The following is a 16,815-nucleotide window of genomic DNA, read 5'->3' on the forward strand; positions in this document are numbered from 1 at the left end:
AGCGCGGTGGCGGCACGCGCGACAGCGGCGGCGGACGCCGGACGCTCCTCGGGCTTCTTCGCGATCATCGCCATCACGAGGTTCTGGACCGGCACGGCGACCGTGGCCGGCAGAGGGGCCGGTTGCTCGTTGATCTGCGCCATCGCGATGGCGACCTGCGACTCGCCCGTGAACGGCCGCTTGCCCGCGAGGCACTCGTAGGCGACGATCCCGAGCGAGTAGATGTCGGTGGCGGGGGATGCCGGGTGCCCGGACGCCTGCTCGGGCGACAGGTACTGCACGGTGCCCATCACCTGACCGGTGGCGGTGAGCGGCACCTGGTCGGCGATGCGGGCGATGCCGAAATCGGTGATCTTCACGCGGCCGTCGGGCGTGATGAGGAGGTTGCCGGGCTTGATGTCGCGGTGCACGAGGCCGGCCGCGTGCGCGGCCTGCAATGCGGCCGACGTCTGGGCCACGATGTCGAGGGTCTTGTCGGTCGACAGCGATCCGTCGCGTTCGAGGATCGTCGACAGCGCCTCGCCGGGAACGAGTTCCATGACGAGGAAGGCGCTGCCGGCCTCCTCGCCGTAGTCGAACACGCTCGCGATGCCCTCGTGGTTCACGAGAGCCGCATGACGGGCCTCGGCACGGAAGCGCTCCAGGAATCCTGGGTCCCCCATGTATTCGTCTTTGAGGATCTTGATGGCGACGGTCCGTCCGATGACGTGGTCGGTCGCTTCCCAGACCTCGCCCATGCCGCCGATCGCTATGCGCGAATCGAGTTCGTATCGGCCGCCGAAGGTCACGCCCTGCGTCGGTCTCATTTGCCCAGCACCGCCTCCATGACCTTCTTCGCGATAGGAGCGGCGATGGTGTTGCCGCTGCCCGACTGTCCTTGCCTGCCGCCGTCCTCCACGACCACTGCGACCGCGACTTCGGGGTTCTGGGCCGGGGCGAACCCTGTGAACCAGAGGGTATATGGCTCGTCGCCGGTGTTCTCCGCGGTTCCGGTCTTTCCGGCCACGTCGACCCCGTCTATTCTTGCACCCGACGCCGCACCGTCACTGACATTGGCCACCATCATCGTGACCAGCTCGTCAGCGAGGTTGGCGTCGAGAGCCCGCCCGAACTCCGTGTCGTCGAAGGTCTTCTGTACCGACAGGTCCGGGCCGATCACACGATCCACCATGCGGGGGTTCATCACCATTCCACCGTTCGCGATGCCCGCCGACACCATCGCCATCTGCAGCGGCGTCGCCGTCACCTGACCCTGGCCGAACCCGCTCAGCGCCGTCTGGGCGTCGTCCTGGATCGTCCGCGGGTATCCCGACGGCGTCGACGTGAGCGGCAGCTCGAACAGCTGGTTGAAGCCGTACTTCTCGGCCTCTTCGCGGATGGCGGTGTCGCCGAGCTCCACAGCGAGCTCCGCGAACGGGATGTTGCAGCTCAGGCGCAGCGCATCGGCGAGGGTGACCGTGTCGCCGCCGCCGCACGTGCCGCCGCTGGCGTTGTGGACGATGCTGCTGGACTGCGGCAGCTGGTAGGTCGCGGGGTTCGGGAGCGTCGACTGCGGCGTGTAGTCGCCGGAGGCGAGCGCGGCCGAGGCGACCACCAGCTTGAACGTCGAGCCGGGCGGGTTCAGATCGCCGCCGATCGCGCGGTCCGACAGTGGCTTGCCCGGATCTGCGACGAGAGCGTCATACGCGGCGTTCACCGCGTCGGTGTCGTGCGATGCCAGGACGTTGGTGTCGTAGCTGGGGCTCGTCACCATCGCCAGGATGCGCCCGGTCGCCGGCTCGATCGCGATGATGCCGCCCTGCAGGTCGCCGAGCGCCTCGTAGGCGGCCCGCTGCACGTCGGCGTCGAGGGACAGCACCACGTTCGAGCCGCGCGGCGGCTGCCCGGTGAAGATCCGCTCCACGCGCGAGAAGAACTGCGAGCCCGCCGTGCCGCTGAGCTCCTGGTTCATCGCGAGCTCGATGTTGGTCGCCGAGTTGAGCACGGGGTTGATGTAGCCGGTGACGGGCGCCCACATGGCGGCATCCGTGTACACGCGCTGCCAGCTGTAGAGGTCGTCGGACGGCACCGACGAGGCGATCGCGGCTCCGCTCGCGATGATGGAGCCGCGCTGCACCTCGTACGAGTCGTAGAGCGAACGACGGTTCTCGGGATTGGCCGCCAGCTCGTCGGCCTGGATCACCTGGATCCAGCTCGTCGACGCGAACAGCGCGAGGAACATCACCAGCATCAGGACGCTGAGGCGACGAAGTTCTTTGGTCATGTCAGCCGATCACCACCCGCGGTCGACTGCGGACGGCATCCGAGATGCGCAGCAGCAGCGCGACGATGATCCAGTTCGCCACGAGCGACGAGCCGCCCGCCGCCAGGAACGGCGTGGTGAGGCCGGTGAGCGGGATGAGGCGGGTGACGCCGCCGACCATGATGAACACCTGCAGTGCGATCGTGAACGACAGGCCGGTCGCGAGCAGCTTGCCGAAGTCGTCCTGCCCGGCCAGGCCGATGCGGATGCCGCGGCTCGTGAAGACCATGTACAGGCACAGGATCGCGAACACGCCGATCAGGCCGAGCTCTTCGCCGAGGGCCGGCAGGATGTAGTCGCTCTCCGCGACCGGCGTGAGGTACGGCCGCCCCTGACCGAGCCCGGTGCCCAGGAGCCCGCCGTTGGCCATGCCGAAGATGCCGTTGACGAGCTGGTAGCTGGAACCGCCCATCAGGTCGGGGTTGAACGCGTCGAGCCAGTTCGTGAACCGCGCGCCCACGTACGGAAGGATGCGCGACGCGAGGAACGCGCCCGAGACCGCGAGCACGACGCCGATGAGCACCCAGCTGGTCTTGCCCGTCGCGACGTAGAGCATCGCGACGAACATGCCGAAGATCAGCACGCCGGTGCCGAGGTCGCGCTGCAGCACGATGATGCCGAGCGAGACGAGCCAGATGACCAGCAGCGGGCCGAGCTCGCGCCCGCGTGGCCAGGTGAGGCCGAGGAACCGGGTGCCTGTGGAGGTGAGGCTCTCGCGGGTGCGCACCAGGTAGCCGGCGAAGAATATGCCCAGGGCGATCTTGGCGAGCTCGCCCGGCTGGAACGAGAAGAAGCCCAGGTCGACCCACACATCGGCGTTGCCGCCGGCGCTGAGACCCGGGATCACTGGGAGGATCAGCAGCGCGATGCCGACGAAGCCGAAGATGTACGTGTAGCGGAACAGCACGCGGTAGTTGTGCAGGAACATCACCACGAGGATCGCCGCGATCAGGGCGATCGCCGCCCACGCGAGCTGCCGCGTCGAATACGCCTCCCAGCCGTGGCGCTCCCGGTAGAGGTCGAGGCGGTAGATCATCGCGAGGCCGAGCCCCGTGAGGAGCGTCGCGATGGGCACGACGAAGGGATCGGCGTCGCGGGCGCGCAGGCGCAGCAGGATGTGCAGGGCGATCACCAGGGCGGTGAGGCCGCCGCAGTAGACCAGGAACGTCCAGTCGATGGCACCGAGCGCACCCAGCTGGACGAGGGCGATCGCCGACCCGTTGATCGCGAACGCGAAGACCAGCAGAGCAAGTTCGCGGTTGCGCTGCGTCTGCGGCACGCGGATGCGCCGAAGCGCCCGCACCACGGCGGTGTCCGTCGAGACCGCGTCGGTGGGCGTGCTGGTGGGGGCGCTCATCCGCCTCCTCCCGACAGGTCGCTGATTCCCGACACGATCTGGCGCGCGTGCGAGAGCGAGTTGGCCGAGATCGTGCCCTCCACCGTCGCACGGGCGAACTGCGACAGCGAATCGAGCGGGATGCCGGTGTCTTCGTACGGCGTCGACAGCGAGATCGGCCCGATGTTCTGCTGCACGCCCTGGTAGATCACGACGGTGTCCTCATCGGCGCCGACGAAGTAGCGCGTCTGGGTCCACTGGTACCCGAGCCACGCCGCACCGGCGATGAGCACGAGCACCAGGGCGACGCCGACGATCCATCCGACGCGCCGGCGGCGTGCGCGGCGGCGGTCCTCCTCGATGAGCTCCTCGAGGAACTCCGCAGCCGGCTCGAAATGCGTCGGCTCGTTCGCCGCCTGCCGGTTGGGGTGCAGCCAGCTGGTGCGGCCCGGGCGCGCGGCGGACACGTCGATGCCGGTGGGGTTGGACGCGGATCCCACGATGGTGGGCGTGCCCGAGAAGAGCGGATGCTGCCCGCCGACGTCGACGATGACGATAGTGACGTTGTCGGGGGCGCCGCCGTCGAGGGCCTGCTTCAGCAGGCTGTCGGCGGTGCGTCCGGGCGCGAGTCCGAGACCCATCGCCTTCGCCGTGTGCGGGTCGTCCACCACGCCCGACAGGCCGTCCGAGCAGAGCAGCCAGCGGTCGCCCGGCTGCGTCGGCATGATGAACGTGTCGAGCTCGGGGTCGGTGTCCATATCGCCGAGCACGCGCATGAGCACGGAGCGACGCGGGTGGTAGCGGGCCTCTTCGGGCGTGATGCGGCCGGAGTCGACGAGGCGCTGCACGAACGTGTGGTCGGTGGTGATCTGGGTGAGCGCGCCATCGCGGTACAGGTAGATGCGCGAGTCGCCGATGTGGGCGATGACCGCGTACTCGTCGACCATGATGAGCGCGCTGACGGTGGTGCCCATGCCGGCGAGTTCCGGTCGGACGCCGACGGTGTCGGCGAGGTCGACCGCGGCATCCGATATCGCGTCGCGCAGCGCCCGCTCCGCGTCGGCCGTGGAGTCGTAGGGGCGATCGAGAGCCTGCAGCCGGGTGATCGCGATGCTCGAGGCGACGTCGCCACCCGCGTGGCCGCCCATGCCGTCGGCGACGACGAAGAGGTTCGAGCCGGCGTAGCCGGAGTCCTGATTGTTGGAGCGCACCTTGCCGGTGTGCGAGATCGCGGCGCTCGAGCCCTGGAAGACCATGTGGCAGGGGTCCGCCCGCTACTTCCGCAGCTCGAACGTCGTCGCGCCGACCTTGATGGGCGCGCCGACGTTCACGGGTACGGGAGAAGTCACGCGGGCGCCGTCGTGCCAGGTGCCGTTCGTCGAGTCGAGGTCCTGGATCATCCACTGGTCGCCCCACAGCACCAGACGGGCGTGGTGGCTGGAGGTGTAGTCGTCGCGGATCACGAGCCCCGACTCGCTCGAGCGGCCGATGGTGAGCGGCTCGTTGCCGAGCGGGAGTTCGAGACCCGCCTTGGGCCCGCTCGTGATCACGATCCGTGACACCGCGGCCGTCGTCGCCTGTCCGCCCGGCTGGGTGGACGGCGCGGAGGCCACCGGGGCGACCGGCGCCGTGACGGACGAGGCGGCTGCGGGAACGGATGCCGCTGGCCCGGCGGCAGCGGCAGCGGCATCCGGCATCCGGCGTACCTTCACACCGAACAGGTCGGCGCGCAGCGAGTACACGACGGCGAAGACGAACGCCCAGAGGAGCACCAGGAAGCCGATGCGCAGGAGGAGAAGGGTCAGCTCGCTCATGCCAGCGGCCCCCGCTCCTGCGGGTCGTACGCGGCGCGCGCGCCGAACGCCCGCGTGGCGTCGTCGACCGGTGCCGCCGGCCGCGCTGTCGCGGCCTGCGCGACGACGCGGAACACGATGTCGGTGCGGCCGATCCGGACCGTCGAGTCGGGCGGCAGCGCCGCCTCGGTGACCTTGCGGCCGTCGAGCAGCGTGCCGTTGGTGGAGCCCAGGTCGCGCACCATGGCGCGCTCGCCGTCCCACAGGATCTCGACGTGCTTGCGGCTCGTGCCCGAGTCGGCGACCGTGATGTCGGCGTCGCTGCCGCGGCCGATGACCGTGCGCGACTTCGTCAGCGGGATGCGGCGGCCCTCCACGTCCACGACGCCCCGCCACGCGACGCGGCCGCCCTGTGCCGTCGTCGACTCGACCCGCAGCGTGCCGGTGGACAGCTCGTCGTCCCGTCGCAGCGTGATCGTCACCGGGCCGGCGAACGAATAGCCCTGGGCCTTGGCGTGCGCATGCACGAGCGTGTCGAGCTCGTGCGTGAGCGCATCGCCGAGCCCCGAGATGCGGTCGTCGTCGGCGGGTGAGAGCCGCACGGTGAAGGTGTTCGGCGCGAGGATGCGGTCGCGGCTGACCACGGCGGCCTTCTTGTCGAGTTCGCTGCGCAGGGCGGACGCGATCTCGACAGGCTGGATGCCGCTGCGAAAGGTCTTCGCGAACGCGCTGTTCACCGCGCGTTCGAGACCTTTCTCGAAGCTGTCAAGTAGTCCCACGGAGCTCCTCTTGAGGGGGGTGCCGGTTGCTACATGCTAATTGCACAGTCTGTGCCGACGATGGATCGTGCTCGCGATCAGGCGAGTTAGAACCAGGCCGCGACGCATGATATCCTCGGCAAGTTGAGTTTCGCGGGATCTTCGGATGCCGTGGCTCGCGCGAGTGGCGGAATAGGCAGACGCGCTGGCTTCAGGTGCCAGTGCCCGAAAGGGCGTGGGGGTTCAACTCCCCCCTCGCGCACAGCGCAGAATAGACCCCCGACCCGGGAACTCCCGGGCGGGGGTCTTTTCGTGCCCCGCTGTCATGGGCTCCATGGACTGATGACCACGACGACACTGAGGGCGATCAGCACCCCGATCCCGATGAGTACCCAGCCCCACGGCGGCACGCCCCACATGCGTCGCCCGGTCCGGGTGGTGGGGCTGGAGGGAGCCACGGCGGCGGCGTCCGCCGCGACCTCGTCCGGCTTCCGGTCCGTCCACTGCGTCCCATCCCAGTAGCGGCTCTCGCCGTTCGCGTGCGGGGCTGGGTACCACCCGGGATCTGCCGGGGGAGCGTCGTGGTCTGTCATGCGGTCAGCGTAGCCAGTGAGCATCACGCAGAGGATGCCGAACGCGCTGCGAGCGGCCCATTCCTCGGACTCGAAGACTTATGCTCGCACCATGAGTGGCCGGGACTCCGCCCAGGACAAGCCGCTCGACCTGCCCGGGGTCGATCATCTGGGCGAGGGTGTGTATCTCGCCGTTCTCATGGCGGGACGCATCCGTGCGCGAGAGGTGGCGGCGAAGCTCGGCATGGATGAGCCGACCACGTTCGCGCGCTTGGAGGAGCTGCGCTCCGCCGGGCTCGTCACCCGGCTGGAATCGGCGGACCCCGAGTACTCGGCCGTCGACCCGCGGTTCGCGGTCCGTGCGCTGGCCGAGCAGCTGAGCGAGCAGACGCAACGGCTGCGCGAGGCCATTCCCGCGCTGGCGGATCACTTCGATGCGGCCGCCACCTCTTCCGCGGATGTGCCGCAGAGCATGTTCGTCACCGATCCGGATGCGGTCGCCGGCTGGTACGCCCGTCTCCAGCACCAGGCCGAGCGTGAGTTCCTCGCCTTCGACCGCCCGCCGTATGTGGCCGCCTCCTTCGACCCGTTCGAATCCGCTGTCCTGGCCCGGGGCGTCCAGTGGCGCGCGATCTACACGGTGTCGAGCTTCGACGAGGGCGCGACGTGGGATGAGGTGGGAGCACTCGCCGAGCAGGGGGAGCAGTCGCGCATCACGGATGACCTGCCCATCAAGCTGGTCGTCGTCGACCGCGCCGTCGCCCTCGTCTCGCTGAGCCTCGAGCCTGGCGAGGTCGTGGCGCTCGTGACCCACGCGCTGCCCCTGGTCGCCGCGTTGTGCACCCTCTTCGAGTACGAGTGGGCGAGAGCCGTCCCGCTCACTGCGGCCGCGCCCCTGCGCGGCCTGCCCGAGACGGCCAGACGCTACCCCTCTCCGCAGACGGACAGTCCCTCGTCCGAGGATCTCTCCATCCTGACGCTCATGGCCGTGGGGATGAAGGACGACGCCATCGCACGCCGACTGGGGATCTCGGCGCGCACGCTGCGGCGGCGCAGCCAGGAGCTCATGGCCGGCCTCGGCGCGAGCAATCGTTTCCAGGCCGGCGTGGAGGCGTCCCGGCGCGGCTGGATCTGACCGCGGATGTAACGTCGACGTTTCAACAGCTGGCCGGTTGAGGTCGGTGGCCGTATCCGGCCAGAGCTGACGGGGTGTGACCTCGCAGAATGAGGACCAGCTCGATCCGCCCCGGGGTCGCGCCGCACATCTCGAGGACCACCGTGACCTACTCCACTCGCGCGCCTCTGCGCACGACGGCCTTGTGCGCAGTCGTCGCGCTGCTGTCCACGCTCGCGCTCGCCATGACTCCGACCGTGGCTGCTGCGGCGGCAACGCCGCTGACGGCTCTGCAGCCCGACCCCTCCGCATACGACGACGGTCGCTACATCGTCACGCTCCGCGATGCGTCGGTCGCGACGTATCGAGGCGGAGTCACCTCGTACCGTGGCACCCAGCCCGGCGAGGGTGACGAGCTGGATGTGCGCTCGAAGGCCGTCGCGGCCTACTCCGACCGTCTTGCAGCGGAACAGGAGGCGGTCGCTGCGGATGCCGGCGCCAGCATCGTCAGCTCGTACACGCTCGCCACCAACGGATTCACCAGTGCGCTGACCGCTCAGCAGGCCGCCGACCTGGCCGCGGATCCGCGCGTCGCGGCGGTGGTGAAGGACGAACTTCTCCACCTGCAGACGGCAGCTCCCTCCACGGACTTCATCGGGCTCAGCGGCGAGGACGGCGTGTGGGCGACTCTCGGCGGGATAGACGCCGCGGGCGAGGGCGTGGTGGTCGGGATCATCGACTCCGGCGTCGCGCCGGAGAATCCGTCGTTCGCCGGCGACGCGCTCGCCGCCGACCCCGGCGCAGCCCCCTACCGGGACGGCGATGCCATCGTGTTCGAGAAGGGCGATGGCAACCAGTTCCGCGGCACGTGTCAGACAGGCGTCGCCTTCGACAGCGACGACTGCACGACCAAGCTGGTCGGAGCACGGTACTTCGTGGACAACTACGGTGCCGACTACATCGGATCGGACCGTGGCGAGGTCGTGTCGCCCCGCGATGGCAACGGACACGGCTCGCACACGGCGAGCACCGCGGCAGGCAACGCCGGTGTCACCGCGCACGTCGCCGGCAGGGACCTCGGCGCGATCTCGGGCGTTGCGCCGGCGGCGAAGGTCGCCGTGTACAAGGCCTGCTGGACCGGCCCGACCGCCTTCGACGACGGTTGCATGACAGGCGACCTGCTCGCCGCCATCGATGCCGCAGTGGCCGATCGGGTGGACGTCATCAACTACTCCATCGGCGGCGGCGGCGCCATCAGCACCGTCGCGCTGACCGATCAGGCGTTCCTCGGCGCCGCGGCCGCGGGAATCTTCGTCGCCGCCTCCGCCGGCAACGACGGCCCTGCCGAGTCCACGGTCGACAACGCCGCACCGTGGATCACGACGGTGGCGGCCAGCACCATTCCGAGCTACGAGGCGACCGTCCGCACCGGCGACGGCAACGCCTACGCCGGTGGCACCATCGCCGACACCGCCGGCGTGAGCGGCCCGTTCGTGACAGCGAGCAGTGTCGCTGCCGCCGGAGCGGCGGACGCGCACCTGTGCGGCCCTGAGACGCTCGATCCGGCCAAGGCGGAGGGAGCGATCGTCCTGTGCGAGCGCGGCGTCGTCGACCGGACCGCCAAGTCGGCCGAGGTTGCCCGCGCCGGCGGAATCGCGATGGTGCTGGTCAACCCGACGGCGAACTCGATCGACCTCGATGTCCACGCCGTTCCGACCATCCACGTCGACGCCGACGCGTTCGAAGCGCTGAAGGCCTATGCGGCGACCCCCGGCGGCACGGCCGCGTTCGAGGACGGCAACACGAGCGGGAGCCCATCGCCGGTGACGCCGCAGCTCGCCGGCTTCTCGTCGCGTGGCCCCGTGCTGGCCGACGGCGGAGACATCCTGAAGCCGGACATCACGGCGCCGGGCGTGGCGATCCTCGCCGACGGCCGCAATGCCGAGGGCGAGGAACCGACCTTCGAGCTCCTCTCGGGCACATCGATGGCCTCGCCTCACGTCGCCGGACTCGCCGCACTGTACCTGGGTGCGCATCCCGATGCCGCACCTTCGGAGATCAAGTCCGCGCTCATGACGACGGCATCCCACACGCTCGAACCCGACGGATCCGAGTTCACCGATCCTTTCGGCGAGGGTTCGGGACAGGTGGAGCCGGCGCGCTTCCTCGACCCTGGACTCCTGTTCCTCAACGGGATCGATGACTGGAACGGCTACATCCAGGGAATCGGCGCGGCGGACCTCGGGGTGCAGTCCATCGACCCCTCCGACCTCAACCTCGCCTCGGTGGCCGTCGGAAGCCTCGCCGGCGTGCAGACGATCACCCGCACGGTGACCGCGACCCGCCCTGGTTCGTACACCGCGGCCGACGTGACGGTGCCGGGAGTCGATGTGACCGTGAGTCCGACTCTCCTCGAGTTCGCATCCGCCGGCGAGGAGAAGTCGTTCACCATCACCTTCCGTCGTGTGAGCGCACCGCTCGACGTGTTCACCACGGGCACACTCCGCTGGGCGGGATCGGAAGGCGACACCGTGGTGGTGCCGCTGGCGGTGCGACCGAGTGTCATCGCCGTCCCCAGGACGGCGACCGGAGAGGGCATCGACGGCTCCCTCGAGCTGCCGGTCGCGGCAGGCGAGACGATGGACGTTCCACTCGCCGCATCCGGCCTCGTCGCCGGCCGGACCGTGCGAGGCTCGGGCGCCACCGGCGCAGCTCCCGCCCGTCACGTCATCGAGGTCCCCGAGGGCACCACTTCCGCCCGCTTCGAGCTCGTGGGCGCCGACGCGCGGAGCGACCTCGACCTCGCGCTCTACCAGGTCGACGGTTTCGGAGGTCTGCTGTACCTCGACCAGGCGACCTCCCCCGGAGCGGACGAGAACATCGTCCGCGCCGACCTGGCCGCCGGAGAATACGTGCTCGATGTCTCCTTCTTCTCCGGTGAGGGCGACCTGGACTACGAACTGACGAGCTATCTGCTGGGTGGCGACCCTGACGAGGGGACGCTGCGCGCCGACCCCGCCGTGCTGGCCATGCACATGGGCGAGACATCCCCGGCCACGATCTCCTGGTCCGGCCTGACGCCCGGATCTCGCTACTTCGGACGCGTCGCCTACGGTGCGACCGGCGCCACGACCGACCTGTACGTGACGACGCCGGGCGAACCACCGGTGTCAGCGGACGAGCCCGCGATCGTGGTCTCTCCCGATTACGTGCGTCCGGGACGGACCTTCACCGTCGCAGCCGTCGGCCTGCCCGCACGCACCGACTACGAGATCGCGCTCGAAGGCACTGTCGCCGCCACCGGAAGCACCGGCGACGACGGGACGGCGGCGCGTCGGCTGACCCTTCCGGATGACGCGGCGGACGGCGCACACGACGTGAGCATCACGGCGGGGGATGTCCATCTCACGGGCGGGCTCGTCGCCACACGGCTGCTCGTGCACGATGTGTTCGAGAACGTCGAATACCTCGCCGATGGCGGCGCCTCGGTGTCGGCCGAGGTGATGTTCGGGGGCGAGGGCGTCGTGCACACGACGGTCACCAGCGCCGGCGGCACAGAGATGCTGCGCGAGGATCTCGACGTGTACAGCGATCCGATGTTCGATGCCGATTCCGCCCGCACCACCGCGGTGCGACTCGCGCCCGGCGATTACGTGGTGCGGGCGTGGGCAGACGGCGAAGAAGGCCCGATGCAGGAGAGGGAGCGGGTGTTCGTCGTGGAGGAGACGGCGCCGAGCGCGCTCACGCTCACCCGGAACCCGGACGACGAGAACGCCGTCGACCTCTTCTACGACAACTCCGTCGGTGCTGTCACGCAGGCGACCATCAGGTCGAAGACGTGTGCCGGCCCGCTCGTGTTCGGCTCCGTGTGGATCGACAAGCCGGTCGTGACCGCGACCTTCGACCTGACCGGCATCACCGGTATCGACGTGATCGTCGACGGCGAGGTCGCGGGCTCGTTCGCGAACACCGGCTCCGAACGGTGTGCCGCGCGGACCGAGGTCTCGCACGACTTCTGGGTCGTGGCCTCGGACCCCTCCGTCGACGGATCGAGCCGAGTCGCCGAGGGGGTCACGCTTACCGTGAACAACCGGTACCCGGCCTACAGCGGCGGCTTCGACCTCTCGGCGGGCTACGGGTCCGACATCTACGGCCCTCGCTTCTACACGGAGCAGGTCCCCCACGACCGTGTGACGGAGCCGGGGCCCGTTGTGACCAGAACGATCGCGGCGGCGGAGGGCGAGCCGTTCTGGGTGCGCGCCAAGTACGAGGTGCTCACACCCGACATCCACATCTCGGCGCATCGGGTGGTCTACGCCACTGCCGTCCGGCTCGCCGACCTGCAGCCGGTCGTCGACCCGGGCGTCCCAGGGACGGACGACCCGGGGAACCCTGGCTCCGGTGATCCCGGCTCCGGTGGTCCCGGCTCCGACGGCTCCGAGGGTCAGCCGACCGGCGGCAGCGACGCGGACCAACTGGCCGCGACCGGCGGTGGTGCCGCCATCGTGCTCGGCATCATGGCAGCACTCGCTCTGGCCGTCGGTGCGGTGCTCGTGCAGTCGCGTCGCCGACGTCGCGCCTAGGCGCGAGAACGAGCGTCTTGGTGGGGTGGTGTGGCGCGCGCCGCATCACCCCCACGGGGCACCACCGCCCCACGCGCCGCCTCCACGACCGGCGAGGATCCCCGCGGTCGCGCCCTCGGCTCAGCCTCCGCCGAGTCCGTCCAGCGAAGGCACGAGCGTGAACACGATCTCCTCGGTGTCGCGGCCGAGGCCGGGGGCGAAGTCGACGTTGCGCGACACCTCGGTGAACCCCACCTTCGTCAGCGCTGCGATCGAGCCGGCGTTGTGCGCGGCGGCGCGGGCGAACAGCGGGCGGATCGGCTCACGCGAGATCAGCAGGCGCAGGGCCGCGGTCGCGACGCCCCGGCCCCAGGCGTGGCGGGCGATCCAGTAGGTCACCTCGCGGTCGCCGTCGATCGTGAACGACGCGGCGGTGCCCGCAAATCCGCCGTTCTCCGTGACCACGAAGGACAGGACGTCATGATCGGCGCGCTGGCGGGCGATCCACGCGTCGAACGCGGCGCGGTCGTCGGGGTCCTCCGCCGTGAAGGCGGCCATGGCGATGGACTCGCGGTCGCGCATCATCTCGAAGATCGCGTCGAGGTCGTCGTCATCCAGAGCGCGCAGCTCGATGTGGTTCACGCGACCCACGCTAGCCACGGCATCCGACGCTGAGAAGGGTCGGCACCGGCGACGGGAAGGCGAGCGAGAGGCGGGGTTCAGGAGAGGCCGTGGATGCTGCGCAGCAGCGTCTCGGCGCGGTCGCCGTCCCGCGCCTGGAAGGCTTCGCGGAAGTTCTCGTACGCGGCGGTGCGGCCGAGGGGGCACTCGATCACCGGCTGCCAGCCGACCATGTCGCGGCGGATGGCGATCTCATACTCGCGGATGAACTGCAGCAGGGCGGCGTTGCCGCTGGCACGGGTGACCACGGTGAAGAAGGCGTGGCTTGCCGCCGCCAGCGCGCCGGAATCGTCGGCCCGCGATGCCGCGATGACGTCGTCCAGTCGCTCCAGCGCGAGATCCATCGCCTCCGCATCGGCCCGTGCCGAGGTCATCCGCACGGCGACGCCCATGTTGTAGGCGACCAGCTCGATGGTGTCGCTCTGCCGGCGTGGCTGCGACACGCGCGTGTAGCGGTGCGGCGAGACCTCGACCAGCCCCACGCGCTCGAGTCGCTGCAGCGCTTCGCGCACCGGCGTGCGCGAGACGCCGAGCCATTCGGCCAGCTCATGGTCGCGCAGGCGCTCCCCCGGCGCGAGGCGGCCGTCGAGGATCGCTTCGCCCAGGCGCTCGTACACCTCGTCTCCGAGGACGGCGCGGCTCGGCTCGAGCGGGACGAAGGGGGCAGTCATGAGTGGCACCAGTGTACGCCGGACGATTCACGCGCATACACCCCCTGATCCGGCCGGGTTCCGACCCTCGGGAAGCCGTCGGACGCGCATCAACTCGTGGAGCCCGGCCCTCGCCCTGGCGCTGATATATCGGTACGATGTGTCTGTCCACGTCTCCGACGTGGCCTATCCGGGGGGATCCGTCGACGCCCGGGCTTTCGAGCCTTGCTCAGCCCGGGCGTACGATGGGCCCGCGTTCCGATCGCGGCGGTGTGCAACATTTGTGTCACCATCCGAATTGGGTCTCGCCGCGCGCCCGCCTCTTCACTACGTTGGTGTCAACCGCCGCAATTGCGGGGGGATCAACGAAGAACGGCAAGTAATGAGCACGCAGGGCACCGTCAAGTGGTTCAACTCGGAGAAGGGCTTCGGCTTCATCGCTCCCGATGAAGGCGGCGCAGACGTCTTCGCGCACTACAGCGCCATCGAGTCGAGCGGCTACCGCTCGCTCGAAGAGAACCAGCGCGTCGAGTTCGAGATCGCGCAGGGACCCAAGGGTCTCCAGGCAGAGAACATCCGCCCGATCTGATCGGCGGACCGATCGCTTCACGCGGTCGAAGCCGCGGTACTCCGCCTCGCTGAAGCGGATGCCGCGGCTTCGTCGCGCCCGTGGCGAGCGCGCCGGATGCCTGGCGCGAGCGCGCCGGATGCCGCAGGAGCGCCTGCCGCGGCTTCGTCGCGCCTGGCGGGATACCCGCGCCGTCCGCCTCAGTCGCGCTCGCCGCGGACGAGTTCGATCCCCGCCCCGGCGAACTGACGCAGTGTCGCGTCCGGCAGGAACGCCCGCGTGAGCGCTCCGCCGATCCTCGTGAGGTCGCTCTCGTCGCGGAACAGCAGGTACATCGTCTCGTAGCGCGGGTGGAACTTCTGCTTGAACCGGTGCAGCGACTGGAAGCCGTAGACGGGCTCGAGCGCGCCGGCGAGCCGCTCGCTCAGCGCCGCGATGACGCCGGCATCCGCGGGATAGTCGTGCGCGAGTGGTGCGCCCGACAGCGACATGATCTCGGCGCCCTCCTCGGAGAAGAGCCGCGCCGACGAGCCGATGAGGTACTCCATCACGGGGCCGAAGCCGCCCTCGCGGCGGCGCATCAGATCGAGGGTCCACCCGCGCACGGTGCCGCCGCCGCCGTGGACCGGCAGCCACGAGAGGAACCCGTCGACGTCGCCGTTCGGTGCGATCGCCAGGGCGAGGCGCACCTCAGGATCCTCCGCCTCGACGAGCGTGCCGAGCGTGAACCCCATCTCGGGCAGCCCCTTGTCGCCGACCCACATCTCCGAGATCGCACGCAGCTGCTGCTGCACGCCCCACGACTCATCCTTCAGGCGCGTCATGCGGAACGTCATCTCCTCGCGTCCGGCCCGGTTGAGCGATGAGCGCACCGAGTTCCACCGCTTGCCGGTGAACTCGAGGCCCGGCAGGTCGACGATCGTGTCGTCGGCGACCACAAGGCTCCGCCATGACGATGGCACAGCTGCCCGCGTCGCCTCGTCGGCGCTGAAGAAGCAGGGGACGAGTCCCGCGCGCTCGGCATCGTGGATGAACTCCCGAACGGATGCCGGGCGCGACGCTGAAGGACCGAGCGGGTCGGCGAGGGCCAGCGCCACCCCGGCGCGCCGCTGGTAGGCGACGACGCCGTCGGCGGTGCGTGCGTAGCTGTTGCCCTCCCACGTGGTCATCCACGACAGCGTGCCGCCGCCGTGGGCGTGCAGCGTCCGCTTCACGTCCTCGACCGTCGGCGCGGGCTGCCGGCCGATCCGCGACGAACGGCGGGCGCGGAAAGCACGGCGCACCCAGATCAGGTACACGAGCATCAGCAGCCACATCGCGCCGCTCGCCAGAGCGAGCTCGGTCTCGCCGTCGATGGTGGCCTCGACCCTCGCTTCGCTCGCGAGGACGATGAGGCCGGCGATGAGCAGCGCGAAGAGCACGTTGATCACCGCGAGGACGACGGCCACGACCCAGGTCCACCGTCGACCGCGCCGCAGCCCGTTGGCCACGATGAGGATGACGACGGTGTCGATGGCGAAGTCGATGAAGCCGCCCGAAGCGGGCTGGGTCGGGCCGAACGGGCCGTCGGTCGGAACGAGGATCGTGACGATCTGGATCGCACCGAGCACGAGCACCGCGATGAACGCGATGAGCCGCTGCTCGCGGATCGTGGTGCGCTGGATGCGCAGCGACCGGTCGACGAACAGCACCAGCAGCACGGCGAGCAGGTGCTCGAGATCGGCGAGCGAGCCCCAGAACAGCATCGCGACGAAGACGAAGCCGAGCAGCACCAGCCACGCCCGCACCCGCCAGGGGCTGAGGAACAGGCCGACCGCCGCGGCGATGCACGCCATGGTTCCGCCCGACGCCCCCACGTCGAGCGCTGCCGCCTGCGTCTGGGCCCATGCCCACGGCAGTTGCGAGAAGGCCCACAGCAGCAGGGCCGTCGCGAAGATCGCGAAGAGCTGGCCGACCCAGTAGTACGCCAAGGCGACCCGCGTGCCACGTCGGAACTCGAGATACGCCATGCCGACGAACCCCGTGATCGTGAAGAGGTACACCCACGGCTGGTTGACGAAGAAGGTGCCGGTGACCGGCGTCCACCAGCGGCCCGCCTCGAAGGCGGGCAGTCCGTAGGCGACGACGTCGTAGAGGCCGGACTCCTCGAACGGCCGCCACAGCCCCTGCCACACCACTCCGACCACCAGGATCAGCGTGATCATGCTCAGCGTCCCCGGCATGCGCCGCATCACCGCGAGCACGCGGTTCGGTCTCTGAGTCGCCCCGTCGCTCATGCGATCACGATAGCGGCGGCCCCCGCCGCGGCGGGGGACCCGACCCCCGAACTCAGTGGCCGGGCGACAGACGTGCGTAGTCGGCGAGGGCCTTGGCGTCCTCGGCGTCGCGCAGGGCGCGGCGGGCGGCGTCGAGCGCGGCGACGGGATCCTCCGCCTGGCGGGCGCGCGCGAGCTCCCGCTGGGCCGACAGCAGTCGCGAT

13 protein-coding genes and 1 tRNA gene are annotated in these 16,815 nt (G+C 69.9%); 4 read left to right on the forward strand and 10 right to left on the reverse strand.

The features are described from left to right. The 6 genes from VIP82_RS11380 to VIP82_RS11405 form a co-directional block, all read right to left on the reverse strand. Window positions 1–806 (reverse strand): serine/threonine-protein kinase (locus VIP82_RS11380; RefSeq protein WP_331908608.1); only part of this gene is annotated, 806 nt, incomplete at its 3' end. Continuing rightward, entirely contained in the window at window positions 803–2,263 is a 1,461-nt protein-coding gene (locus VIP82_RS11385; RefSeq protein ID WP_331908610.1) for a peptidoglycan D,D-transpeptidase FtsI family protein, read from the reverse strand. The genes VIP82_RS11380 and VIP82_RS11385, both read right to left, overlap by 4 nt. 1 nt (window position 2,264) lies before the next feature. After that, a complete protein-coding gene (locus tag VIP82_RS11390; protein WP_331908612.1) occupies window positions 2,265–3,659 on the reverse strand; it encodes an FtsW/RodA/SpoVE family cell cycle protein in 1,395 nt (464 codons plus the stop codon). After that, window positions 3,656–4,894 carry a PP2C family protein-serine/threonine phosphatase gene (locus tag VIP82_RS11395; protein ID WP_331908614.1) on the reverse strand — a complete coding sequence of 413 codons (1,239 nt, stop codon included), beginning with the start codon at window positions 4,892–4,894 and terminating at the stop codon, window positions 3,656–3,658. Before VIP82_RS11395 ends, VIP82_RS11390 begins: the two co-directional genes overlap by 4 nt. A gap of 18 nt (window positions 4,895–4,912) precedes the next feature. Then, the gene (locus tag VIP82_RS11400; RefSeq protein ID WP_331908616.1) at window positions 4,913–5,452 is read right to left on the reverse strand and encodes an FHA domain-containing protein FhaB/FipA; all 540 of its coding nucleotides are present in this window, start codon (window positions 5,450–5,452) and stop codon (window positions 4,913–4,915) included. Continuing rightward, window positions 5,449–6,210 carry an FHA domain-containing protein gene (locus VIP82_RS11405; protein WP_331908618.1) on the reverse strand — a complete coding sequence of 254 codons (762 nt, stop codon included), beginning with the start codon at window positions 6,208–6,210 and terminating at the stop codon, window positions 5,449–5,451. The genes VIP82_RS11400 and VIP82_RS11405 overlap by 4 nt, the downstream gene beginning before the upstream one ends. Before the next feature lie 157 nt (window positions 6,211–6,367). Between VIP82_RS11405 and VIP82_RS11410 the strand changes: the two genes are divergently transcribed. Continuing rightward, window positions 6,368–6,451: transfer RNA gene (locus VIP82_RS11410), tRNA-Leu, on the forward strand. A gap of 61 nt (window positions 6,452–6,512) precedes the next feature. Here VIP82_RS11410 and VIP82_RS11415 read toward each other — a convergent pair. Then, window positions 6,513–6,782, reverse strand: coding sequence for a DUF2510 domain-containing protein (locus tag VIP82_RS11415; RefSeq protein ID WP_331908620.1), 270 nt, complete (start codon window positions 6,780–6,782; stop codon window positions 6,513–6,515). A 91-nt stretch (window positions 6,783–6,873) separates the two neighbouring features. On the opposite strand from VIP82_RS11415, the gene VIP82_RS11420 reads away from it, so the two are divergent. Together VIP82_RS11420 and VIP82_RS11425 are read left to right on the forward strand one after the other, a co-directional pair. Further along, window positions 6,874–7,896 carry a helix-turn-helix transcriptional regulator gene (locus tag VIP82_RS11420; RefSeq protein ID WP_331908622.1) on the forward strand — a complete coding sequence of 341 codons (1,023 nt, stop codon included), beginning with the start codon at window positions 6,874–6,876 and terminating at the stop codon, window positions 7,894–7,896. Window positions 7,897–8,039: 143 nt separating this feature from the next. Next, a complete protein-coding gene (locus tag VIP82_RS11425) occupies window positions 8,040–12,458 on the forward strand; it encodes a S8 family serine peptidase (protein WP_331908624.1) in 4,419 nt (1,472 codons plus the stop codon). Window positions 12,459–12,578: 120 nt separating this feature from the next. On the opposite strand, the gene VIP82_RS11430 is transcribed toward VIP82_RS11425, so the two are convergent. After that, on the reverse strand, window positions 12,579–13,079 hold the full coding sequence (locus VIP82_RS11430) for a GNAT family N-acetyltransferase (RefSeq protein ID WP_331908626.1): 501 nt from the start codon (window positions 13,077–13,079) through the stop codon (window positions 12,579–12,581). A gap of 77 nt (window positions 13,080–13,156) precedes the next feature. Continuing rightward, window positions 13,157–13,789: a GntR family transcriptional regulator gene (locus tag VIP82_RS11435; RefSeq protein WP_331908628.1), complete on the reverse strand. Its 633-nt coding sequence runs from the start codon at window positions 13,787–13,789 to the stop codon at window positions 13,157–13,159. 361 nt (window positions 13,790–14,150) lie between these two features. Between VIP82_RS11435 and VIP82_RS11440 the strand changes: the two genes are divergently transcribed. Continuing rightward, window positions 14,151–14,357 carry a cold-shock protein gene (locus VIP82_RS11440; protein ID WP_137845695.1) on the forward strand — a complete coding sequence of 69 codons (207 nt, stop codon included), beginning with the start codon at window positions 14,151–14,153 and terminating at the stop codon, window positions 14,355–14,357. A gap of 179 nt (window positions 14,358–14,536) precedes the next feature. On the opposite strand, the gene VIP82_RS11445 is transcribed toward VIP82_RS11440, so the two are convergent. Next, on the reverse strand, window positions 14,537–16,612 hold the full coding sequence (locus tag VIP82_RS11445) for an MprF family protein (RefSeq protein ID WP_331908630.1): 2,076 nt from the start codon (window positions 16,610–16,612) through the stop codon (window positions 14,537–14,539). Window positions 16,613–16,815 lie beyond the last annotated feature (203 nt).

Origin of the sequence: Microbacterium sp., assembly GCF_036566905.1 — a bacterium.
Lineage (GTDB): Bacteria > Actinomycetota > Actinomycetes > Actinomycetales > Microbacteriaceae > Microbacterium.